The 18,244-nt window shown below is 38.8% G+C and carries 14 protein-coding genes; 6 read left to right on the forward strand and 8 right to left on the reverse strand.

Annotated features, from left to right (window positions below; all coding sequences use genetic code 11):
- Positions 1–69 precede the first annotated feature (69 nt).
- Together H6G44_RS08510 and H6G44_RS08515 are read left to right on the forward strand one after the other, a co-directional pair.
- A complete protein-coding gene (locus H6G44_RS08510) occupies positions 70–1,137 on the forward strand; it encodes a serine/threonine protein kinase (RefSeq protein WP_190386136.1) in 1,068 nt (355 codons plus the stop codon).
- A gap of 170 nt (positions 1,138–1,307) precedes the next feature.
- The gene (locus H6G44_RS08515; protein WP_190386135.1) at positions 1,308–2,858 is read left to right on the forward strand and encodes a serine/threonine protein kinase; all 1,551 of its coding nucleotides are present in this window, start codon (positions 1,308–1,310) and stop codon (positions 2,856–2,858) included.
- Between the two features lie 164 nt (positions 2,859–3,022).
- Here H6G44_RS08515 and H6G44_RS08520 read toward each other — a convergent pair whose 3' ends face one another.
- From H6G44_RS08520 to tig, 7 genes are all read right to left on the reverse strand, one after another.
- Entirely contained in the window at positions 3,023–3,745 is a 723-nt protein-coding gene (locus tag H6G44_RS08520; protein WP_190386134.1) for a Uma2 family endonuclease, read from the reverse strand.
- A gap of 156 nt (positions 3,746–3,901) precedes the next feature.
- On the reverse strand, positions 3,902–4,816 hold the full coding sequence (locus tag H6G44_RS08525; protein WP_190386133.1) for a methylenetetrahydrofolate reductase: 915 nt from the start codon (positions 4,814–4,816) through the stop codon (positions 3,902–3,904).
- A gap of 44 nt (positions 4,817–4,860) precedes the next feature.
- The gene (gene trpS / locus H6G44_RS08530; protein WP_190386132.1) at positions 4,861–5,883 is read right to left on the reverse strand and encodes a tryptophan--tRNA ligase; all 1,023 of its coding nucleotides are present in this window, start codon (positions 5,881–5,883) and stop codon (positions 4,861–4,863) included.
- 271 nt (positions 5,884–6,154) lie between these two features.
- On the reverse strand, positions 6,155–6,994 hold the full coding sequence (locus H6G44_RS08535; RefSeq protein WP_190386131.1) for an alpha/beta fold hydrolase: 840 nt from the start codon (positions 6,992–6,994) through the stop codon (positions 6,155–6,157).
- 97 nt (positions 6,995–7,091) lie between these two features.
- A complete protein-coding gene (clpX, locus tag H6G44_RS08540; RefSeq protein WP_190386130.1) occupies positions 7,092–8,435 on the reverse strand; it encodes an ATP-dependent protease ATP-binding subunit ClpX in 1,344 nt (447 codons plus the stop codon).
- Between the two features lie 30 nt (positions 8,436–8,465).
- The gene (clpP, locus tag H6G44_RS08545; RefSeq protein WP_190386129.1) at positions 8,466–9,143 is read right to left on the reverse strand and encodes an ATP-dependent Clp endopeptidase proteolytic subunit ClpP; all 678 of its coding nucleotides are present in this window, start codon (positions 9,141–9,143) and stop codon (positions 8,466–8,468) included.
- Positions 9,144–9,309: 166 nt separating this feature from the next.
- Positions 9,310–10,707, reverse strand: a complete 1,398-nt coding sequence (gene tig, locus H6G44_RS08550; protein ID WP_190386128.1) for a trigger factor — start codon at positions 10,705–10,707, stop codon at positions 9,310–9,312.
- A gap of 547 nt (positions 10,708–11,254) precedes the next feature.
- Here tig and H6G44_RS08555 point away from each other — a divergent pair.
- From H6G44_RS08555 to H6G44_RS08570, 4 genes are all read left to right on the forward strand, one after another.
- Positions 11,255–12,286, forward strand: a complete 1,032-nt coding sequence (locus H6G44_RS08555; RefSeq protein WP_190386127.1) for an aspartate-semialdehyde dehydrogenase — start codon at positions 11,255–11,257, stop codon at positions 12,284–12,286.
- A gap of 74 nt (positions 12,287–12,360) precedes the next feature.
- On the forward strand, positions 12,361–13,263 hold the full coding sequence (dapA, locus tag H6G44_RS08560; RefSeq protein ID WP_242031693.1) for a 4-hydroxy-tetrahydrodipicolinate synthase: 903 nt from the start codon (positions 12,361–12,363) through the stop codon (positions 13,261–13,263).
- Positions 13,264–13,467: 204 nt separating this feature from the next.
- Positions 13,468–15,234 carry a ribonuclease J gene (locus H6G44_RS08565; protein WP_190386125.1) on the forward strand — a complete coding sequence of 589 codons (1,767 nt, stop codon included), beginning with the start codon at positions 13,468–13,470 and terminating at the stop codon, positions 15,232–15,234.
- Between the two features lie 723 nt (positions 15,235–15,957).
- A complete protein-coding gene (locus H6G44_RS08570) occupies positions 15,958–16,323 on the forward strand; it encodes a Mo-dependent nitrogenase C-terminal domain-containing protein (protein ID WP_190386124.1) in 366 nt (121 codons plus the stop codon).
- Between the two features lie 44 nt (positions 16,324–16,367).
- Here the strand turns inward: H6G44_RS08570 and H6G44_RS08575 are convergent, their stop codons facing one another.
- Positions 16,368–18,197, reverse strand: coding sequence for a caspase family protein (locus H6G44_RS08575; protein ID WP_190386123.1), 1,830 nt, complete (start codon positions 18,195–18,197; stop codon positions 16,368–16,370).
- Positions 18,198–18,244 lie beyond the last annotated feature (47 nt).

Below are 18,244 nucleotides of genomic sequence, written 5' to 3' on the forward strand. Positions count from 1 at the left end.
CGAAGTTAGATCGACACTAAATTAGTTTTTATGTGAAAATTGATCCAGGTATTTTAGGAGTTAAAAAAAATGGCTTGGGTCCCAGGTGATAAATTACAAAATGGCAAATATACTATTGAGAGAGAGCTAAAAACAGGACGTTTTGGCGTTAATTATATTGCTAAAAATAAACATCATGATCTTCTGCTGCTGAAAACTTTAGATGTTAATTCACTTACATCTCTTAGTCTATCAGATAAGGAACGTTTAGAAACTATGTTTATGAGAGAAGCGGTAAAACTTACCCTTTGTCAACATGAACATATTGTCAAATTTTACGAACCTTTTAAAGAAGCAGGTTATTCATGTTTAGTAATGGAATATATTCCTGGAGAAACTTTAGATAAACTGGGAAAAATTTCTCCAGAAGAAGCATTAATTTATATTCAACAAATTGGCGCGGCTTTAACAATTGTACATCAACATCATTTAATTCATGGAGATGTACAGCCAGAAAATATTATTTTACGTGCGGGAAAATCTGAAGCTGTATTAATTGATTTTGATTTAGTTTTAGATTTTGATCATGAATTAACAACGCGACGAGTTAGAGAAAATGTCGAGGGTTTTGCATCTCTTGAACTTTGCACTAAAAATACTAAACCAACCGCAGCTAGTGATATTTATTCCTTAGCTGCAACTTTTTATTATGCCATAACTGGTCAACTTCCTGAAACTGCTTTAAAACGTAAAATTGACAATAAGCGTTTAACACCACCGCAAGAGCTTATTTCTGGTATCAGCAATGAATTAAATCTGGCAATTCTTAAAGGAATGGAATTAGAAGCTAAAAACAGACCAGAATCAATAGAATTATGGCTAAAACTATTAAATAGCAATTCTCACAATGCTAATGCAGTAAGTCAAAATGCCAATGCAAAAAGTAAAAATGCCAATGTAAAAGGTAAAAATACTAATGCAGCAAGTCACATTAACAATGGAATAGGAAACAAAGCTATTGTAAATTGGGATAAAAGAATGCAGATTTTGACATTAGTTATAGCTGCAATTGCAGCTTTTGGGGCTTTACTCCAAGGTATAGCTAGTTGGAATAGTCAAACAATACCACCTTCCAATCCTACTTCTACCAAAAAATAAACAGTTTTTAATAAATAAACAGCTTTTTTAAATTTAATAAAATACAAAGTTATCTTATCTGTGTTCATCTGCGTTTATCCGCGTTTAATTCTTTTTTGTATTTTACTTAAATCAGAATTGCTGTAATTTGCTACTCAAAATTAGTATTAATTTGTAAATCGGAGGTGTTTATGACTTGGGTAACAGGACAAGAATTACAAAATGGTAAATATATAATTCAGCAAGTTCTCGGTCAAGGAGGATTTGGAATTACTTACCAAGCATTACAAGTTAATTTAAATCGGTCTGTTGTCATTAAAACACCTAATAAATATCTGCAACATGATCCAGAGTATAACAAATATATAGAAAAATTTATTGCAGAAGGGCAAATATTAGCAGAGTTATCTAAAGATCCTCATTCTCATATTGTTGGGATAATTGAACTATTTCAGGAAGGTAATACCCATTGTCTAGTCATGGAGTTTATACCAGGGGAAAATTTGTTTCAGGTAATTAACCGTAGGGGAGCATTACCAGAAACAGAGATTGTAACTTATATTCGCCAAATTGGAGCAGCTTTGATAAAAGTACATGAAGCGGGTTTAGTGCATAGAGATGCACACCCTGGAAATATCATGCTACGAAATAATGGTAAAGCAGTTTTAATTGATTTTGGCATTGCTAAACAAATAATTCCTGCAACTCAGAGTTCGACAGATAAATCAGCCCATGAGAGATTTGCTCCTTATGAACAGAGATATAGAGGAAGTAGAGATCCACGAGTAGATATTTACTGTTTAGCTGCTAGTCTTTATTATGGAATAACTGGTCAAAGCCCGATAAATTCTTTAGCTCGTAAACTTGATAATGAGTTATTAATTGCACCGCAGGAAATTATTGTTAATATAAGCAACGAATTAAACCAAGCAATTCTTAAAGGTATGGCATTAGAAGCAAAAAATAGACCAGAATCAATGCAGTTGTGGCTAGAAATGTTAACTTACAAGTCTCAAATTCTTAATGCAGAACAAAACAGTATTAATGCAAAAACAATAATTGTTTCTGAATTAAAAAACAATACTAATGTAGAGGAAAACAATACTAATGTAGAGGAAAACATTGTTAATGTAAAAGAAGAAAATCCAACAGTAACAGTTCCATTTTTAGTTGAAGATAGTTATGAACAAGAAGTTATAGATGATGTAATTAATTTACCTAAACAGGTTCCTGCTAATAAACCAATTGGAAATACTTTTTGGATTTTGTTAGCTAGTTATTTACTACTTTATGGATTAATAGGTTATTACTTAGCAGCTACTCATATAGATTTTTGGTTGGTGGCTATAGTTGTAGTCGGGGCTATGGCTGTAGCTTGGTGGTTAGCTGTGTGGATAGTAGGAGGGGCTGTACCTTTAGCAAGGGCTATAGTGGAAGCTGCACCTGCGGCTAGGGCTGTTGTCGGAGTTGTAACTAAACTTTGGTCTATTTTATCTAGGGCTTGGCCAGTATATGCGTTAGTGGCTGTGGCTGTACTAGTCTCTATTCCTTTGGCTGTAGTGATAGCTGTAATCGTTGCTGTAGTGGTTGCTGTAGTAGTTGCTGTACTTATAGCTGGGAGTTATGAAGACAAATTAGAGGAATTTCTTAACGAATTTCACACTTTTCTAATTTTAGCTGGCACTTCCAACGTCGGTTTAGGTTTAGGATGGATAGTATACCGACTTTTGAAGCCGTTTTGATAGTTAGTAAATAGACATTTGGAGATAAAGATTGTATAGACCTTCCATATAATCACTACCCATATTTAACTTCAGGACTTACACAAAATATTCCTCAAACCCTCCTTTCTCCGTGTTCTCCGTGCCTGGAGTGGTTCGTTATTCCCTAACTCCTAAATTTAATATTACGCTTCCGGTTCAATTCCCAAAGCCCGTAATTGTGCGGCCAAACGATTTGCTCTTTCTTCACCAGTTAATAACAAATTACCTTGCAAATCCCACCACCGCAACCAGGGTAACTCCATATTTTGATATTCACCCGTCCATAACCCTAACTCCACACCTGTATGTTTAATTGGATAATGTCCTCTTTCATTTGCTGATAATAACTGATATTTTCCACCAATTAATTCATAAACTTCTATACTGGCTTTATTCACTTCATAAATGCCATAAAAAGCGGGTTTAATCACCTGTTCATAAATCCATAATTTACCTTTCCAAGGAGTTTTATCTCGTTCTTCTGCACCATTCCCCGAAACAAATTCTAACACAATTAATGGTGAAATATATTCTTGCCAAAGAACATAGGAACGTCGGGTTTTACCATTAAGTAAAGGTGGGACATTCGGGACATAATACCAGTCTGGCGCTACTGCACCTTTTTCCGGTGGTTCAGTAATACGCCAATAAATACCTAAATCCTGTCCGATAAAATATTGACCTTCAGAATAAAGTTTTTGTAATACTTGTGTGATAGAATCAGTTAGTAGAATACTTTGGGGATGTTCTTGCCAATTTTTTACAAAAGTACCGTTAGAGTCTGGTAATTGGGTATGATCTGGAAGAGAGGTTTCTGGATAAGGGCGTAAGTCTGGATCTTCCTGAACATCAGTTGTAAAAGTCATTATGTCCTCCTAATAGTGTGAGGTTTATTCTAGTTTAGCAAAATTAGCAATAGTAAGAGACAATGACTGAATTTAAATATGCGTGATATCAAAACCCTTATAGAGACGTTCCATGGAACGTCTCTACTAAATTTATACTTTAAGCTACTTTTTCTCCTAACTAACTTTCTCCACCCCCGCTAAATCCAAAATCGGCGCAATTAGATCTTCTCTTTTTACCGCCATAATATGCACTCCCTGACACAATCCCCGCGCCATTTGCACCTGTTCTGCGGCAATTTTCATTCCTTCTTCTAGGGGATGTTTTGCTTTTGCTAATCTCTCAATAATGTGTTCAGGAATATTCACACCAGGGACAGCTTTATTAATAAACTGGGCATTTTTTGCCGATTTCAACAGAAAAATTCCTGCTAAAATTGGTTTATTGTAACCACAGGCGATTTTATCCATGAACTTTTCTAATATTTCAAAATCAGTAATTAATTGACTTTGAAAAAATTGCGCTCCGGCTGCTATTTTCTTTTCAAAACGACTTTGTAAACCTGACCAACTGCGAGATTGAGGATCTACTGCTGCACCTGCAAATAAGTCTAATTTACCATCAGTTAAAGGTTTTTCATTAAAATCAATACCTTGATTCATGTTTCTAATTAACTGCAACAGTCGCACAGCTTCCAAATCAAAAACAGCTTTTGCTTGAGGATGATCACCAGCCTTTACAGGGTCGCCAGTTAAAGCTAAAATGTTGCGGATACCCAAAGCATGAGCACCCATTAAATCCGCTTGTAATCCAATTCTATTACGATCGCGGCAAGCAAACTGACAAATCGGTTCAATCCCATTTTGCAGTAAAATGGCCGAAGCTACTAACGAAGACATTCGCATCACAGCGCGGCTACCATCAGTAATATTGACAGCATGAACTCTCCCCTTAAGAGTCGCCGCCATTTTGATAGTATGGGTCATATCTCCCCCTTTTGGAGGTGCAACTTCGGCGGTAATTAAAAACTCCCCCGTAAGGGACGCTTTACGGAAGTTATTAAAATCACTGTGTCTCTGGGTATCCGGCATAACATTATAATTTCGATTTGCTAATAGGGTAAAACAAATTATACCTAAAAGCTTAAATTTTTAAGAGGAACAGTAAAGCCCAAAGCAGCTTTAACATCTGCTAAAGTAGAATCAGCGATCGCTCTAGCTTTATCACTACCATCTCGCAACACTGACTCTAAATAACCCTTATCATCTATTACATCCTTATATTTGTCCTGAATTGGCTTTAAAGCATGAATTACTGTTTCTGTCAATAAAGGTTTAAACTGTCCCCAACCCATATCTACACACTCAACCCCTACCTCTTCCTTAGTTTTTCCAGCCAGTAGGGCATACAATGTTAATAGATTATGGCATTCTGGGCGTTCTGAATCATCAAAGGTTAAACCCCTCACCAAATCAGTTTTACAGCGTTTAATCTTCTTAGTAATCTCCTCTGGAGAGTCTAAAATATTAATTCGACTTAATTCCGCAGGATCTGATTTTGACATTTTCCGTGTTCCATCTGTCAAACTCATCACCCTTGCACCTTCCTTTCTAATTAAAGGCTCTGGTAATTTTAATACAGGTGCTTTTTTCGCAAATTGGTGATTAAACCTATTGACAATATCTCGCGTTAATTCCAAATGTTGCTTTTGATCTTCACCTACTGGCACTTTATCAGCTTGATACAGTAAAATATCCGCAGCCATCAGTACAGGATAATCTAACAAACCAACACCGACATTTTCCCCTTGTTTAACAGCCTTTTCCTTAAACTGAATCATATCCTGTAACCAGTTCAGGGGAGTAATACAATTTAATAACCAAGTCAGTTCACTGTGGGCGGAAACATGGGACTGGACAAAAATACTAGAATGTTCTAAACTGATACCACAGGCTAAATATAAAGCAGCAATGGTATAAGTATCAGCCGCTAAAGTGGCGGGATTATGCGGTGCAGTAATGGCGTGTAAATCTACTACACAAAAGAAATTTTCATACTGGTCTTGAATTTCTACCCAGTTACGAATCGCACCTAAGTAGTTACCTAAGTGTAAATTACCAGTTGGTTGAACTCCCGACAGAACGCGCTGCTTACCCATAATTATCTGTTAATTATCTGTTATTTATCTTCTCTTCCCCCCTTGATAAATGGGGCGTTACAAAACTAGTTTTAGTAGCTATTGGGGCTTAGTGATGGGTTTAATCTTCTATATCTTTTCCCAGTATAATTACACACTAATTTTTTCCCTGTTCCCTAAAACTAAAAAACTTTGTACCTCATGAGCATGGGAACTGCTATAACTATTGACACCATTAGGGATAAATCCGCTGATATTCTTAGTTTAACGAATCCACTTAGCTTAGACCCCTTTAGGAACAACTTAAAAACTCTTTGACCTGTGCTAAATAAGTTTCGGAGTCTTCCAACATAGGAAAATGCGCTGTATTGGGAATAACATTTAATTGCACTTTATCACTCAAAGCTGCAGCAGTTTTCCCCAATTTAGCTGGAATAATAATATCATATTCCCCAGCAATCAGCAAAGTTGGTATAGTTAATTTAGCAAATTCTCCTGGCATTATTTTCGCTTGTTCTTCACTAACAGAAGTGTAAATAGTTCCTAAAGCAGCATCATAATGAGCATTAATGAAATCTTCTAAAAAAGCCTGACGTTCATTTTTAGGAATAGAACGATGTAAAAATCTAGCCATAAACATTCTATCAGCTAGGGGAATTTTACTTAACCATTGGGGACGGAATTTAACTACATAACCGCCAAATTTATGAAAAGCAGAAAAAGCCTTTTCATCATATTCAAAAATACCGCTACAAGTTAAAATTCCCTTTTCGACCTTTTGGGGATAACGATTAAAAAATAAGGTAGCAATAGAAGCACCCATAGAATGGGCGTTAATATAAACACGATCAAGATTTAACTCATTTAATAAAACCGCCAAATCTTCTACATATTCTGTTAATTCATAACTTAAATTACTGTTATTTTGAGGTTGACATTGAGAACGACCAAAACCCCGTAAATCATATAATAAACAATCGAAATTATCTAATAAAGCCTCAGCCGTACTTTGCCAATATCTAGCCGAACCAGCCCAACCATGTACAAAAACCATCACAGGTTTAATAATATCTGATGGTTTTTTTATCCATTCGTAATAATGATCAACACCCCGAACATTTATATAACTCATTGCCACAATTCAACTAACAACTAACAATTGACAACTAACAACTGACAATTGACAATTGACAACTAACAACTGACAATTGACAATTGACAACTGACTTTTAAGCCGATTCTGGTTTCGGTAAAGAAGAAGGATGTACCAACAATTCAGCAGTAGAACGTTTTTCCACCATTTCCTTAGTAATAGTACAGCGAGTCACATCTTTACGGGAAGGTAACTCATACATCACATCCAGCATCAACTCCTCCACGATACCTCGTAAAGCCCGCGCTCCAGTTTTCCGCCGATAAGCCTCTTGAGCGATCGCTTTCAACGCATCTGGTTTAAAATCTAACTGAACATTATCCATATTTAGCAGTTTTTGGTACTGTTTTACCAAAGCACTGCGTGGTTCAGTGAGAATTGCCATTAGTGCCTCCTCATCTAGAGGGTCTACCACAGCCACCATAGGAATCCGGCCAATAAACTCAGGAATCATGCCAAATTTCACCAAATCATCTGGTTGCAGATGACGTAAGGTATCAGCAGCGCGTTTTTCCTTAGTTTGCACATCCCCAGGCTGTACAAAACCAATTGACTTTTTACCAACTCTCTGGTCTACAACCTTTTCCAAACCGACGAAAGCACCACCACAGACAAACAAAATATTGCTCGTATCAATTTGGATACAATCTTGATACGGGTGCTTACGTCCGCCCTGGGGTGGGACATTAGCCACAGTCCCCTCTAACATCTTCAGTAAAGCCTGTTGTACCCCTTCTCCAGAAACATCCCTAGTAATAGAGGGATTTTCACTTTTGCGGGCGATTTTATCAATTTCATCAATGTAGATAATACCCCGTTGAGCCTCTTCTACATCCAAATCTGCCACCTGCAACAGACGCAACAGGATATTTTCCACATCCTCCCCCACATATCCAGCTTCCGTCAGGGTTGTAGCATCAGCAACAGCAAAAGGAACATCCAGAATTTTGGCCAGAGTTTGCGCTAATAGAGTTTTACCGCAACCAGTTGGACCAATAAGTAAAATATTGGACTTTTGTAGTTCTATGGCATCATCTACCCCAGCCTTCCCATTACCCTTAGACTGAAGAATAGCCAGTCGTTTGTAATGATTGTAAACAGCCACAGATAGGACTTTCTTAGCTTCATCTTGGCCAATCACGTGTTCATCTAAATAATTTTTAATCTCCCTCGGTTTAGGGATTTGATTAAACGAGAGATTAGACGAACGGGTGCGACGTTTTTCAGGCGGTTCTGATTTTTGCGGTGATTGTGGTGGGGCTGCTGCATTGGTATCCAGCAATTCCTCATCAAGGATTTCATTACACAAGTCAACGCATTCATCGCAGATGTAGACTCCCGGACCTGCGATTAATTTACGTACTTGCTCTTGAGACTTGCCACAAAATGAACATTTTAAATGGGAGTCGTACTTAGACATATCAGCCTCTTATTTCAGAATGACGACGATTTACCCTGCTGTCGGAAGATTTTGTCTAGAAATGACCTGATCGATCAAACCATAATTCTTCGCCTCTTCTGCTGACATGAAAAAGTCGCGCTCGGTATCAGCCTCAATTTTTTCCAAAGGTTGACCAGTATGCTTGGCCATTAATTGATTTAATTCACCCTTGATGTAAAGGATTTCTCGCGCTTGAATTTCAATGTCAATGGCCTGCCCTTGAGCGCCACCCAGGGGTTGGTGAATCATAATCCGGGAGTCAGGTAAAGACATCCGTTTTCCAGCAGTTCCAGACGTTAATAAAAATGCCCCCATGCTCGCGGCTAATCCAAAACAGATAGTTACAACATCGGGACGTATTTGTTGAATTGTATCATAGATTGCCATACCCGCGTAGACAGAGCCACCAGGAGAATTAATGTACAATTGAATATCCTTTTCCGCGTCCTCAGAGTCCAGGAAAAGTAATTGGGCAACAATAGAATTAGCTACAACATCATCTATGGGCGTTCCTAAAAAAATAATCCGCTCGCGCAGTAAGCGGGAGTAGATATCAAATGCCCTTTCTCCCATTCCAGACTGTTCTACCACCATCGGCACAATATTACTAGAACTACTGGAAATGCCACGAGTACCGAGAGGACTCAAGCTGGTGATTGGGTAATTTGCCGATTGCGATACAAGCATACTAGAATATTTAAAAATAAATGGCATGAAATTGTGAACTGTTAACCATTATGCCCTATAAGACAGAATTCAGGGGTAAAAGGCAGAGGGTAGGAGTAAGAGGTAGGAGGCAGGGGGCAGATATTTCCTAACCACCAATTACCAATTACCAATTACCCATTACCCATTACTCAGGATTACTAGTTTCTTCTTCCTGAACTACTTCAGTGCTTTCAGTTACTTCTTCAGCACTTAAAGAACCTGCCGCGACCAGTTCCACAGATGAACGTTCTAACAACCAATCAACGATCTTTTTGGTTAAAAGTTCTTCTTTGACAACTCCACGCAGTCTATTTTCATCTAAATCTTGATCAGCGTACTCTGTCATCAATTCTGTGACTCTAGCTTCAACTTCTTCCGTTCCCACCTCAATAGATTCGCGTTTGCCAATTTCTTGTAAAGATAGAGTCCGTTTGAGACGCTCTATAGCTTCAGGTTTGGATCTATCTCTTAATTGGGGGATAATTTCTTGGGTGAATAGCTTTTTCACGTCTATTCCTTGCTCGGACAACTTCATGGCTGTCTGTGATAGCATAGCATCAATTTCTTGATCAATGAGTGTGGTCGGCAAGTCTATTTCGACATAATTAAGCAGTTCCGTTAGTAAAGCTTCTTGCTGATTGTCTTTGGTTTTATCTGCAGCTTCTTTTTGATACCGTTCTACTAAGGATGCCCGTAATTGCTCTAATGTCTCAAAGTCGCTGACTTCTTGGGCAAAATCATCGTCTAATTCTGGCAGTTCTTTGGTTTTAATTTCTTTGAGGGTAATGGTAAACAAAGCTGCTTTACCAGATAATTCTTCATTACCGTAAGGTTCTGGGAATTGAGCAGCTACTTCTTTGGTTTCTTCTGGGTTCATACCCACGATACCCAAGACAAAACCAGGAATAAACTTATCTTCCTGTAACTCAACTTGAAAATCAGTTCCTTGTCCGCCGGGAATGGGTTTGGGTTCACTATCAGGATCATCACCTTCAGTTTTGGCAATCACACCCTTAAAGTCAATCACTACCATATCACCAATTTCCGCAGCCCGTCCCTCCACAGGAACTAATGTTGCTAATTTTTCTCTTTGGGCTTCAATAACGGTATCCACTTGGGTAGGATCATACTGGATTTCCTCCGCTTTGGCTGCTAAACCCGTGTATTGATTTAACTTGATTTCTGGAACAACATCCACAGCAGCCGCAAAAGTCAGGGGTTGTCCTGGTTCATAATTGACAATTAAATCATCAAAAGAAGACCGTAATTGAGGTTGACCAATTGCTGTAATTGCTTCTTGTTTAATTGCTTGCTCAATGCCTTCTTGAAGGATTTCTTCCAGAGCAGTTGCTTTGACGCGAAAATTACCAATACGTTGTATTAATATTTGCCGGGGTACTTTGCCTTTGCGAAACCCAGGAATATTTACGGTCTTAGTTAAATTTCTAACGGCTTGCTCGTATTTTTGTTTGGTGATTTCCGGTGTAATTTCTATTTCCAAACCAATTTGACTGGCGGGAAGTTTTTCCTGGGTAACTTTCATGCTTTATTTTTATTTTTCTGGTATTTTGATCTGCTATCTAAATACTAGATCAAGTCTAGACATTTACTTTGTGCTTTAATGAGACTAGGAGAGCAATTCCCCAAGCTTACACGCCTAACCCGTGGGAAACAAGCTATAGCCAGCAGCCATAACCTAATCACATCAGGCATTATTCAACCCAAGGGTGGATCAATCTCCTTCGGTAGATATTCAGTGTACTGCCAAAAGTCAGAGAGTGGACAGGTGATTAACAAAAAAGGCTTTTTTTGCACTTTAATGTACAATAGGAAATTATGTGTTAGGATCATAATATATTTGATTGCTATAGCTGATAAGTTGTTATAAACTGTGATATCACTTAAATTTAACTTAAGGTATAAACAACAAAACCTGAAAATTCTCAATAAACCTCTAAACATGAGATAAAATCCCGAAAATACGCAATTCTTATTATTTAACATCTGTTTTGGAAAGAAACAGTATAGATATACTTAGTTTTTTGAGTTGGAAAAAAATTGCTAGTTACCTCTTAAAGGAGGAGTTGAGTTTGTCTAAATCCTATCGTGTAGCTGTTTTGGGAGCAACTGGGGCTGTAGGTACTGAGTTGCTAGAATTACTAGAAAGCCGGAATTTTCCTTTGGCTGATTTAAAATTGTTGGCATCAGAACACAGCGCTGGCAAGAGTTTGAGATTTAAAGGAGAGGATATCACCGTAGAGGCAGTCAGTAATGACAGTTTCAAAAATCTAGATATAGTCTTAGCTAGTGCTGGAGGTAGCATTTCCAAAATTTGGGCGGGAATAGCTGTCGCACAAGGAGCAGTGGTAATTGATAATTCCAGCGCCTTCCGCATGAACCCGGATGTTCCTTTGATAGTTCCAGAAGTAAATCCCCAAGCTGCATTTACTCATAAAGGTATTATTGCTAATCCTAACTGTACAACAATTCTCATGTCTTTGGCAGTGTGGCCTTTACATCAAGTCAAATCAGTGAAAAGGATTGTAGCTGCTACCTATCAATCTGCTAGTGGCGCTGGTGCCAAGGCAATGGCAGAAGTAAAAATCCAAAGTGAGGCTATACTACAAGGAAAGCAACCAGTAGCAGAGGTCTTACCTTATCCGTTGGCATTTAATTTATTTACCCATAATTCCCCCCTAACAGCTTGGGGATATTGTGAGGAAGAAATGAAAATGGTTAATGAAACCCGCAAAATATTTAGTAGTCCAGAAATCAGAATTACAGCCACTTGTGTACGTGTTCCCGTACTTCGCGCCCATTCTGAAGCGATTAATCTAGAGTTTGAAACACCTTTTGATCCAGATGAAGCTAGGGAAATTTTAAGAAAATCACCTGGTGTTAAATTAGTGGAAGATTGGCAAGCAAATTATTTTCCTATGCCCATAGATGCCAGTGGTAAAGATGATGTTTTAGTGGGAAGAATTCGCCAAGACATTTCTCATGCTTGTGGGTTAGAATTGTGGCTATGCGGTGATCAAATTCGTAAGGGTGCGGCCTTAAATGCAGTGCAAATTGCCGAATTATTAGTAGAGAAGAATTTACTAAAATTGACTACAGTATAAGTTTAAATCAAGTCGTTTTTCATAAGTTATAAGGTAATCAACAACCAACAACTAGCAACATGAGAGGAAAGAGTATGGGAGATTTTGGGACAATTTTAACCGCTATGATTACGCCGTTTAAACCAGACGGTGGTATTAATTATGATGTAGTTGCCAAACTTGCCAATCATCTAGTTAATAATGGTACAGATGCCTTAGTTGTGTGTGGAACAACCGGAGAATCCCCAACCCTGACTTGGGATGAAGAATACCAATTATTTGTGGAAGTATTGCAAGCTGTATCAGGAAAAGCTAAAGTAATTGCCGGGTGTGGTTCTAATGACACCAAAGAAGCGATCGCCGCCACTCAAAAAGCGGCTAAAATAGGAGTACATGGTTCTTTACAAGTAGTTCCTTACTACAACAAACCACCCCAAGCTAGTTTATATCGGCATTTTCAAACAATAGCACAATCTTGTCCCGACTTGCCGATGATGTTATATAATATTCCTGGAAGGACGGGTCAAAACCTGCTGCCAGAAACAGTAGTGCGGTTGGCTGCAATTGATAATATTGTCGCCATTAAAGAAGCCAGTGGTAACTTAGATCAAGTTAGTGAAATCCGCCGCTTGACACCAACAGAATTTCAGATTTACGCTGGAGATGATTCTTTAACCTTGCCAATGTTAGCAATAGGTGCTCAAGGTGTGGTCAGTGTAGCTTCTCATCTGGTCGGTAATCAACTCCAACAGATGATTCAATCCTGGAAAGCGGGAAAAACTCAAATTGCTACTGACATTCATCTGCAACTATTCCCATTGTTTAAAGCTTTGTTTTTAACTACAAACCCCATTCCTGTCAAAGAAGCACTAAAACTGCAAGGTTGGGAAGTAGGTTCAACTCGTCTACCCCTGTGTGAAGCTGATACAGATGTATCTGAAAATTTAGCATCGGTCATGCAAAAGCTGAATTTAATCCAAGGGAAAATAAGTGAGTGATTTATAAATAATGTGTACAAATTGTTACTAAAGTACAATTTAAACACCTGTGGTAAAACTGAACAATATAAAAATCATTCAGTTTGAAGTTAACGAAATCAAATAGGACTTTATAGAAGCTGAATTTAAACGGAAATTTAGTCTGTTCTTGGATACAAGAAACCGAACGATTTACTGATTCACAACTAACAAAAACAGAAGAAAATGTCTAAAAACGAATCTCATTCCGCTCTCAAAATTATTCCTTTGGGCGGTTTACACGAAATAGGTAAAAATACTTGTGTGTTCGAGTATGAAGACGAAATTGTGCTGCTAGATGCAGGATTAGCCTTTCCTACAGAAGCCATGCACGGCGTAAATATCGTATTACCCGATACAACTTATCTACGGGAAAATCGCCACAAAATCAAAGGGATGATCGTTACTCATGGTCACGAAGACCATATCGGGGGAATTGCTTTCCATTTGAAGCAATTTGATATTCCGGTAATTCATGGACCCAGACTAGCAATGGCCATGCTAGAGGGGAAATTGGAAGAAGCAGGAGTCCGCGACCGCACAGAACTAAGATCAGTCCTCCCCCGTGACGTGGTGAGAATTGGCAAACATTTCTTTGTCGAATATATCCGCAATACCCACTCTATTGCTGATAGCTTTACTGTTGCTATTCATACACCAATAGGCGTAGTTATTCACACTGGAGATTTTAAAATTGATCATACTCCCGTAGATGGTGAAACGTTTGATTTACAACGCTTGGCAGAACATGGTGAAAAAGGCGTACTTTGCCTATTAAGTGATTCTACCAATGCAGAATCGCCAGGGTTTACACCTTCTGAACGGGCTGTTTTTCCCAACCTTGACCGAGAATTTTCCCAGGCCAATGGACGCTTATTTGTTACTACCTTTTCTTCTAGTGTCCATCGCATTAACATGATTTTGCAACTAGCAAGAAAACATAATCGTGTGGTGACAATTGTGGGGCGTTCTATGCTGAATTTAATCGCCCATGCTCGCAATTTAGGTTATATAAAGTGTGAGGATAGCCTATTTCAACCCTTGCATACGGTGCGAGGAATGCCAGATGAGAGAGTGCTGATTTTAACTACAGGCTCTCAGGGTGAAACAATGGCAGCGATGACGAGAATTGCTAATAAAGAACATCCTCACATCAAAATTCGTCAAGGAGATACGGTTCTATTCTCCGCTAATCCTATTCCTGGTAATACAATTGCGGTGGTGAATACCATTGATAAATTGATGATTCAGGGAGCAAAAGTGGTCTATGGACGGGATAAGGGGATTCACGTTTCTGGACATGGTTGTCAGGAAGAACAAAAGCTGATGATTGCTTTAACTCGTCCTAAGTTCTTTGTACCATTTCATGGTGAACATCGGATGTTAGTTAAGCATTCGGAAACCGCTCAAAGTATGGGTATTCCTGCGGAAAATATGGTGATTATCCAAAATGGGGATGTCATTGAGTTAACAGAAAATTCTATCCGTGTTTCCGGGAAAGTGGCCGCTGGAATTGAATTAGTGGATACTTCTAGTTCCGGGATGGTTAGTTCTAAAGTGTTGCAAGAACGCCAACGCATGGCTTCTGAGGGGACTGTAACTATTGCTGCTGCTATTGATTGGAGTGGTAAGCTGATGGCTAGACCAGAACTGCATATGCAGGGTGTGGTAACGAGTATTGAGCGATCGCTCTTGCAAAAATGGGTACAACAACGCATTGAGGAAATTCTCAGCGTCCGTTGGACAGAGTTTTCTCCTGTGGAAGGACAACCCGCTGATACAGACTGGGGTGGATTGCAGGAGACTTTAGAGCGGGAATTGGCTCGTTCTATGCGGAGAGAGTTACAATGTCAACCTGCTTTAACGTTGTTGATGCAAGTCCCGGAAGAGCCTGCTGTCAAGGTTTCTGATGGTAGAAGACGACGGACCCGTTCTGCTGCGGTGGCTTCTTAAATAATTATCTCGCGCAAAGGTGTTTTTTAGCATCTTTGCGTTTTTTTGATTTGAGAATAGCTTTTTCCCATTAATCAATTAATGTATCCTATTCACAGTAAAGCCGCATCTTGTCAAGAATACTGCAAAAGCGGTCTACAGAAACAATTTTAGTACCATCTGCTACGGCTAACAGGCAAACAATGGATTTAAGCCTAAAGATAGAGTTAGACTTAGGGTGAGGGGTGTAAAAATTAGGGCTATGGTGTCATCAAGCAAGAAATTTAGAGAGGATACCACGGCCGAAGCTAAAAACTATCCATGAGCCTGGAGGACTATGGGTAAGCATTAAGGAGAATATCACTACTTTACGGTAAAATCCAGCATAGTATTGCTATTTATGCCTGATGTTAGCTATTTAAGAGTATTTTCCCTGATCTTCATTATTAATAGTAATTAGTATATTAAGTTGTGTTACAATTGGGGTAAATAACACCCAAAGGCAGATGTCTTTATTAGAATTTTAACTGTGACAAGTTACTAATAAAATTCGATGGACAAAACATTGCTTTTCGGGAAATTACGGTCGGAGTAACTTACTAACATATAGAGTCAACCATAGGCGGTATTTGATTACACTTTTTACAGAATTCCCGTAATAATCCTGTTTTTCGGTTCATGTTCTTGTTATATTACATATTCATCAATAAAGTGAATACCCTTACAAAAAAAAGAGGAATTATCATGAAGGTATCTAAAAATACCAGCAATAAGATTTTTTTATCAAGTTGGATTTCTCTAAGTCAAACAGCCGCTAGTGAACCTTTACACGATGTTGCACCTAAGCCTGTTTGGGAATTTTTACGTCCTTTGCGAAATTGGGTAGATAGTATTCAAGTAAGCGATCGCCAATTAGCTCATCGTCTCTGTAAATACATTCCGGCTCAGTGTCCATTTGAGCGTGATGTCAAAGTATTTGGGAAAACACTGTTTCACATTCCACCCATGTGTAAACTTAACCCTTTGTATGAAGAAGTAGTAGGGTTACGATTTAAAGCGATGTGCTATTTAGCTGATGTATGTGGTGAAGATATTTCCCAGTATTGCTAATATAATGGGTAATCGGTGATTCACGGTTTACAACTGACCATTGACTAATTCCTTTGAAGTTGCCATTTTTGGATAGCATCTTGAGCGTCCTCATAAGCGATCGTTACTTCTGGAACTAATGTAGCGGTAGCGACAGCGGCCTTAAAATCTCCTTGAGTGGCACGGATTTTAGCTAAGTTCAAAATTTTTTCACTCCATTGATTAATTGAGGTTTGGGCAATTTCAAAACCCGGTTGTCCTTTTTTGATTTTTTTAGCGACCTCGATAGCCCGATTGTAGGTAGATGCTTCCTCAGGAAGGATTAAAGCTTTAGCAGCCTCTAAGAGAGTTTTATTACTTGCGTATTGCTTGGCTTCCAGTTGCCATTTTTGAATGACAGTTTGGGCTTGAGTATAAAGTGGCTCTTTGTTAGTAATTAACTGGGCAGTTGCCATGGCATTTGCATATTTTCCTTCCTTGGCTTGTGCTTGTGCCAATTCTAAAATCATTTGACACCAAACCCGAATATTTTCCTGGGCTTTGGCGTATAGTGGAGCTTCCGGTGGAGTTCTCTGGGCTTTAGCGATGGCAATACTTAAATCAGTAGGTTTAGTAGGGATAAGAAACATTTTCTCTAGCTCTAAAATTGCCTGATTACGGTTGTTAGAGTCCGAATTTGCCTTAATTCGGTCATGACTAGAATTTTGATTATTAGCGAATATTTGGGGAAACTGAGGTTGATGGGTCTGACGATTAGATACAGTATTGGAGAAATTTTTAAAGCGGAAACGCTCCTGATTGCGAAGTAAAAATGTAGCAATTAAACCTACTATTACCATAGTACCGCCACCCCAAATGATAAATTGTTGCCAAATTGGTAGCTGAGACTGGTCTAAAGGATAGATACGATCTGTAGTTAGAGCGGGAAGAAATCTACCTTCTGTCCCGGATTCTAGGGAAGTTGCTAAAGTATGATTGCTCTCAACAGATGACTCTAAAACTAGAGGAGTTGCTATTGGGGTTAAAGTTGTCTTAACGGCGGCATTTTCTGCCCACAAAGCTGACTGTGTGGTGCTAGAGGTGCTATTTTCCAGGGGAGGTGCGGTAGTAATCATAGCAAAACTTTCTTCTGGGAAAATAATTGCTTCTGAGTTTTCATCTAATGTCAAGACGGGTAAAATATCTAGAGATAGAGAGGGAATAACCGTCACAGGGTTTTGGACTGGCCGCCAGTGGTGTTGACAAAGTTTGGGTGTAAGATAAGTCAGGTAGGCAGCTAAATCGGCGAAATTGTATCCTTTTCCAGAACTCAAAGCTTCTAATAATGCTGCTGTGAAGAAACTGTGACCTAATTCGGTGCTTTCATGGGAAAATTCCTCAGGTTGACAGGAAATAATTGCCCCAATTTGCATTTTTTCAGCTAATTCGATGATTTCTTGACCTACGGGTGCATCTGCTTGAGTTCCAAAGGCGCGGTTAATATCAAATATCAATAAGATATTGAGTCCAGTACCTTGTAGACTGTGTATAAGCGATCGCACTTCTATCCCAGTTTCGGGAATTTGCTCAGGATTGCCAGCGACTGGCATTAAATAATCTTGTTCTTTGCAATTAACCCCATAGCCGCTAAAAAATAACCATAAATAGTCTTTTGGTTGCCAAGACGTTGCTGCTAGTTCTTCGAGCAACGAGAGAATATTTTCTTTTGAGGGATAGGAGGATCGTTTGCCAATGGGGGGTGAAGAATTGGTCATTAACAGGCATTTTTCAGGGAGAAAACCTGCTTGTGTGACTAGAAAGCCCTGAATTGCCTCAGCATCGGATTGAGCGCAACTGAGAGGTTGAAATGATTGATATTGATTAATGCCGATGACAATTGCCCAGTAATTTACCATACCGCTCTTTGTCGGTTGTTGTTTGCCTGAAATTGTTGTGAGCAGAG

Source organism: Aphanizomenon flos-aquae FACHB-1287 (genome assembly GCF_014698755.1).
GTDB lineage: Bacteria > Cyanobacteriota > Cyanobacteriia > Cyanobacteriales > Nostocaceae > Dolichospermum > Dolichospermum flosaquae.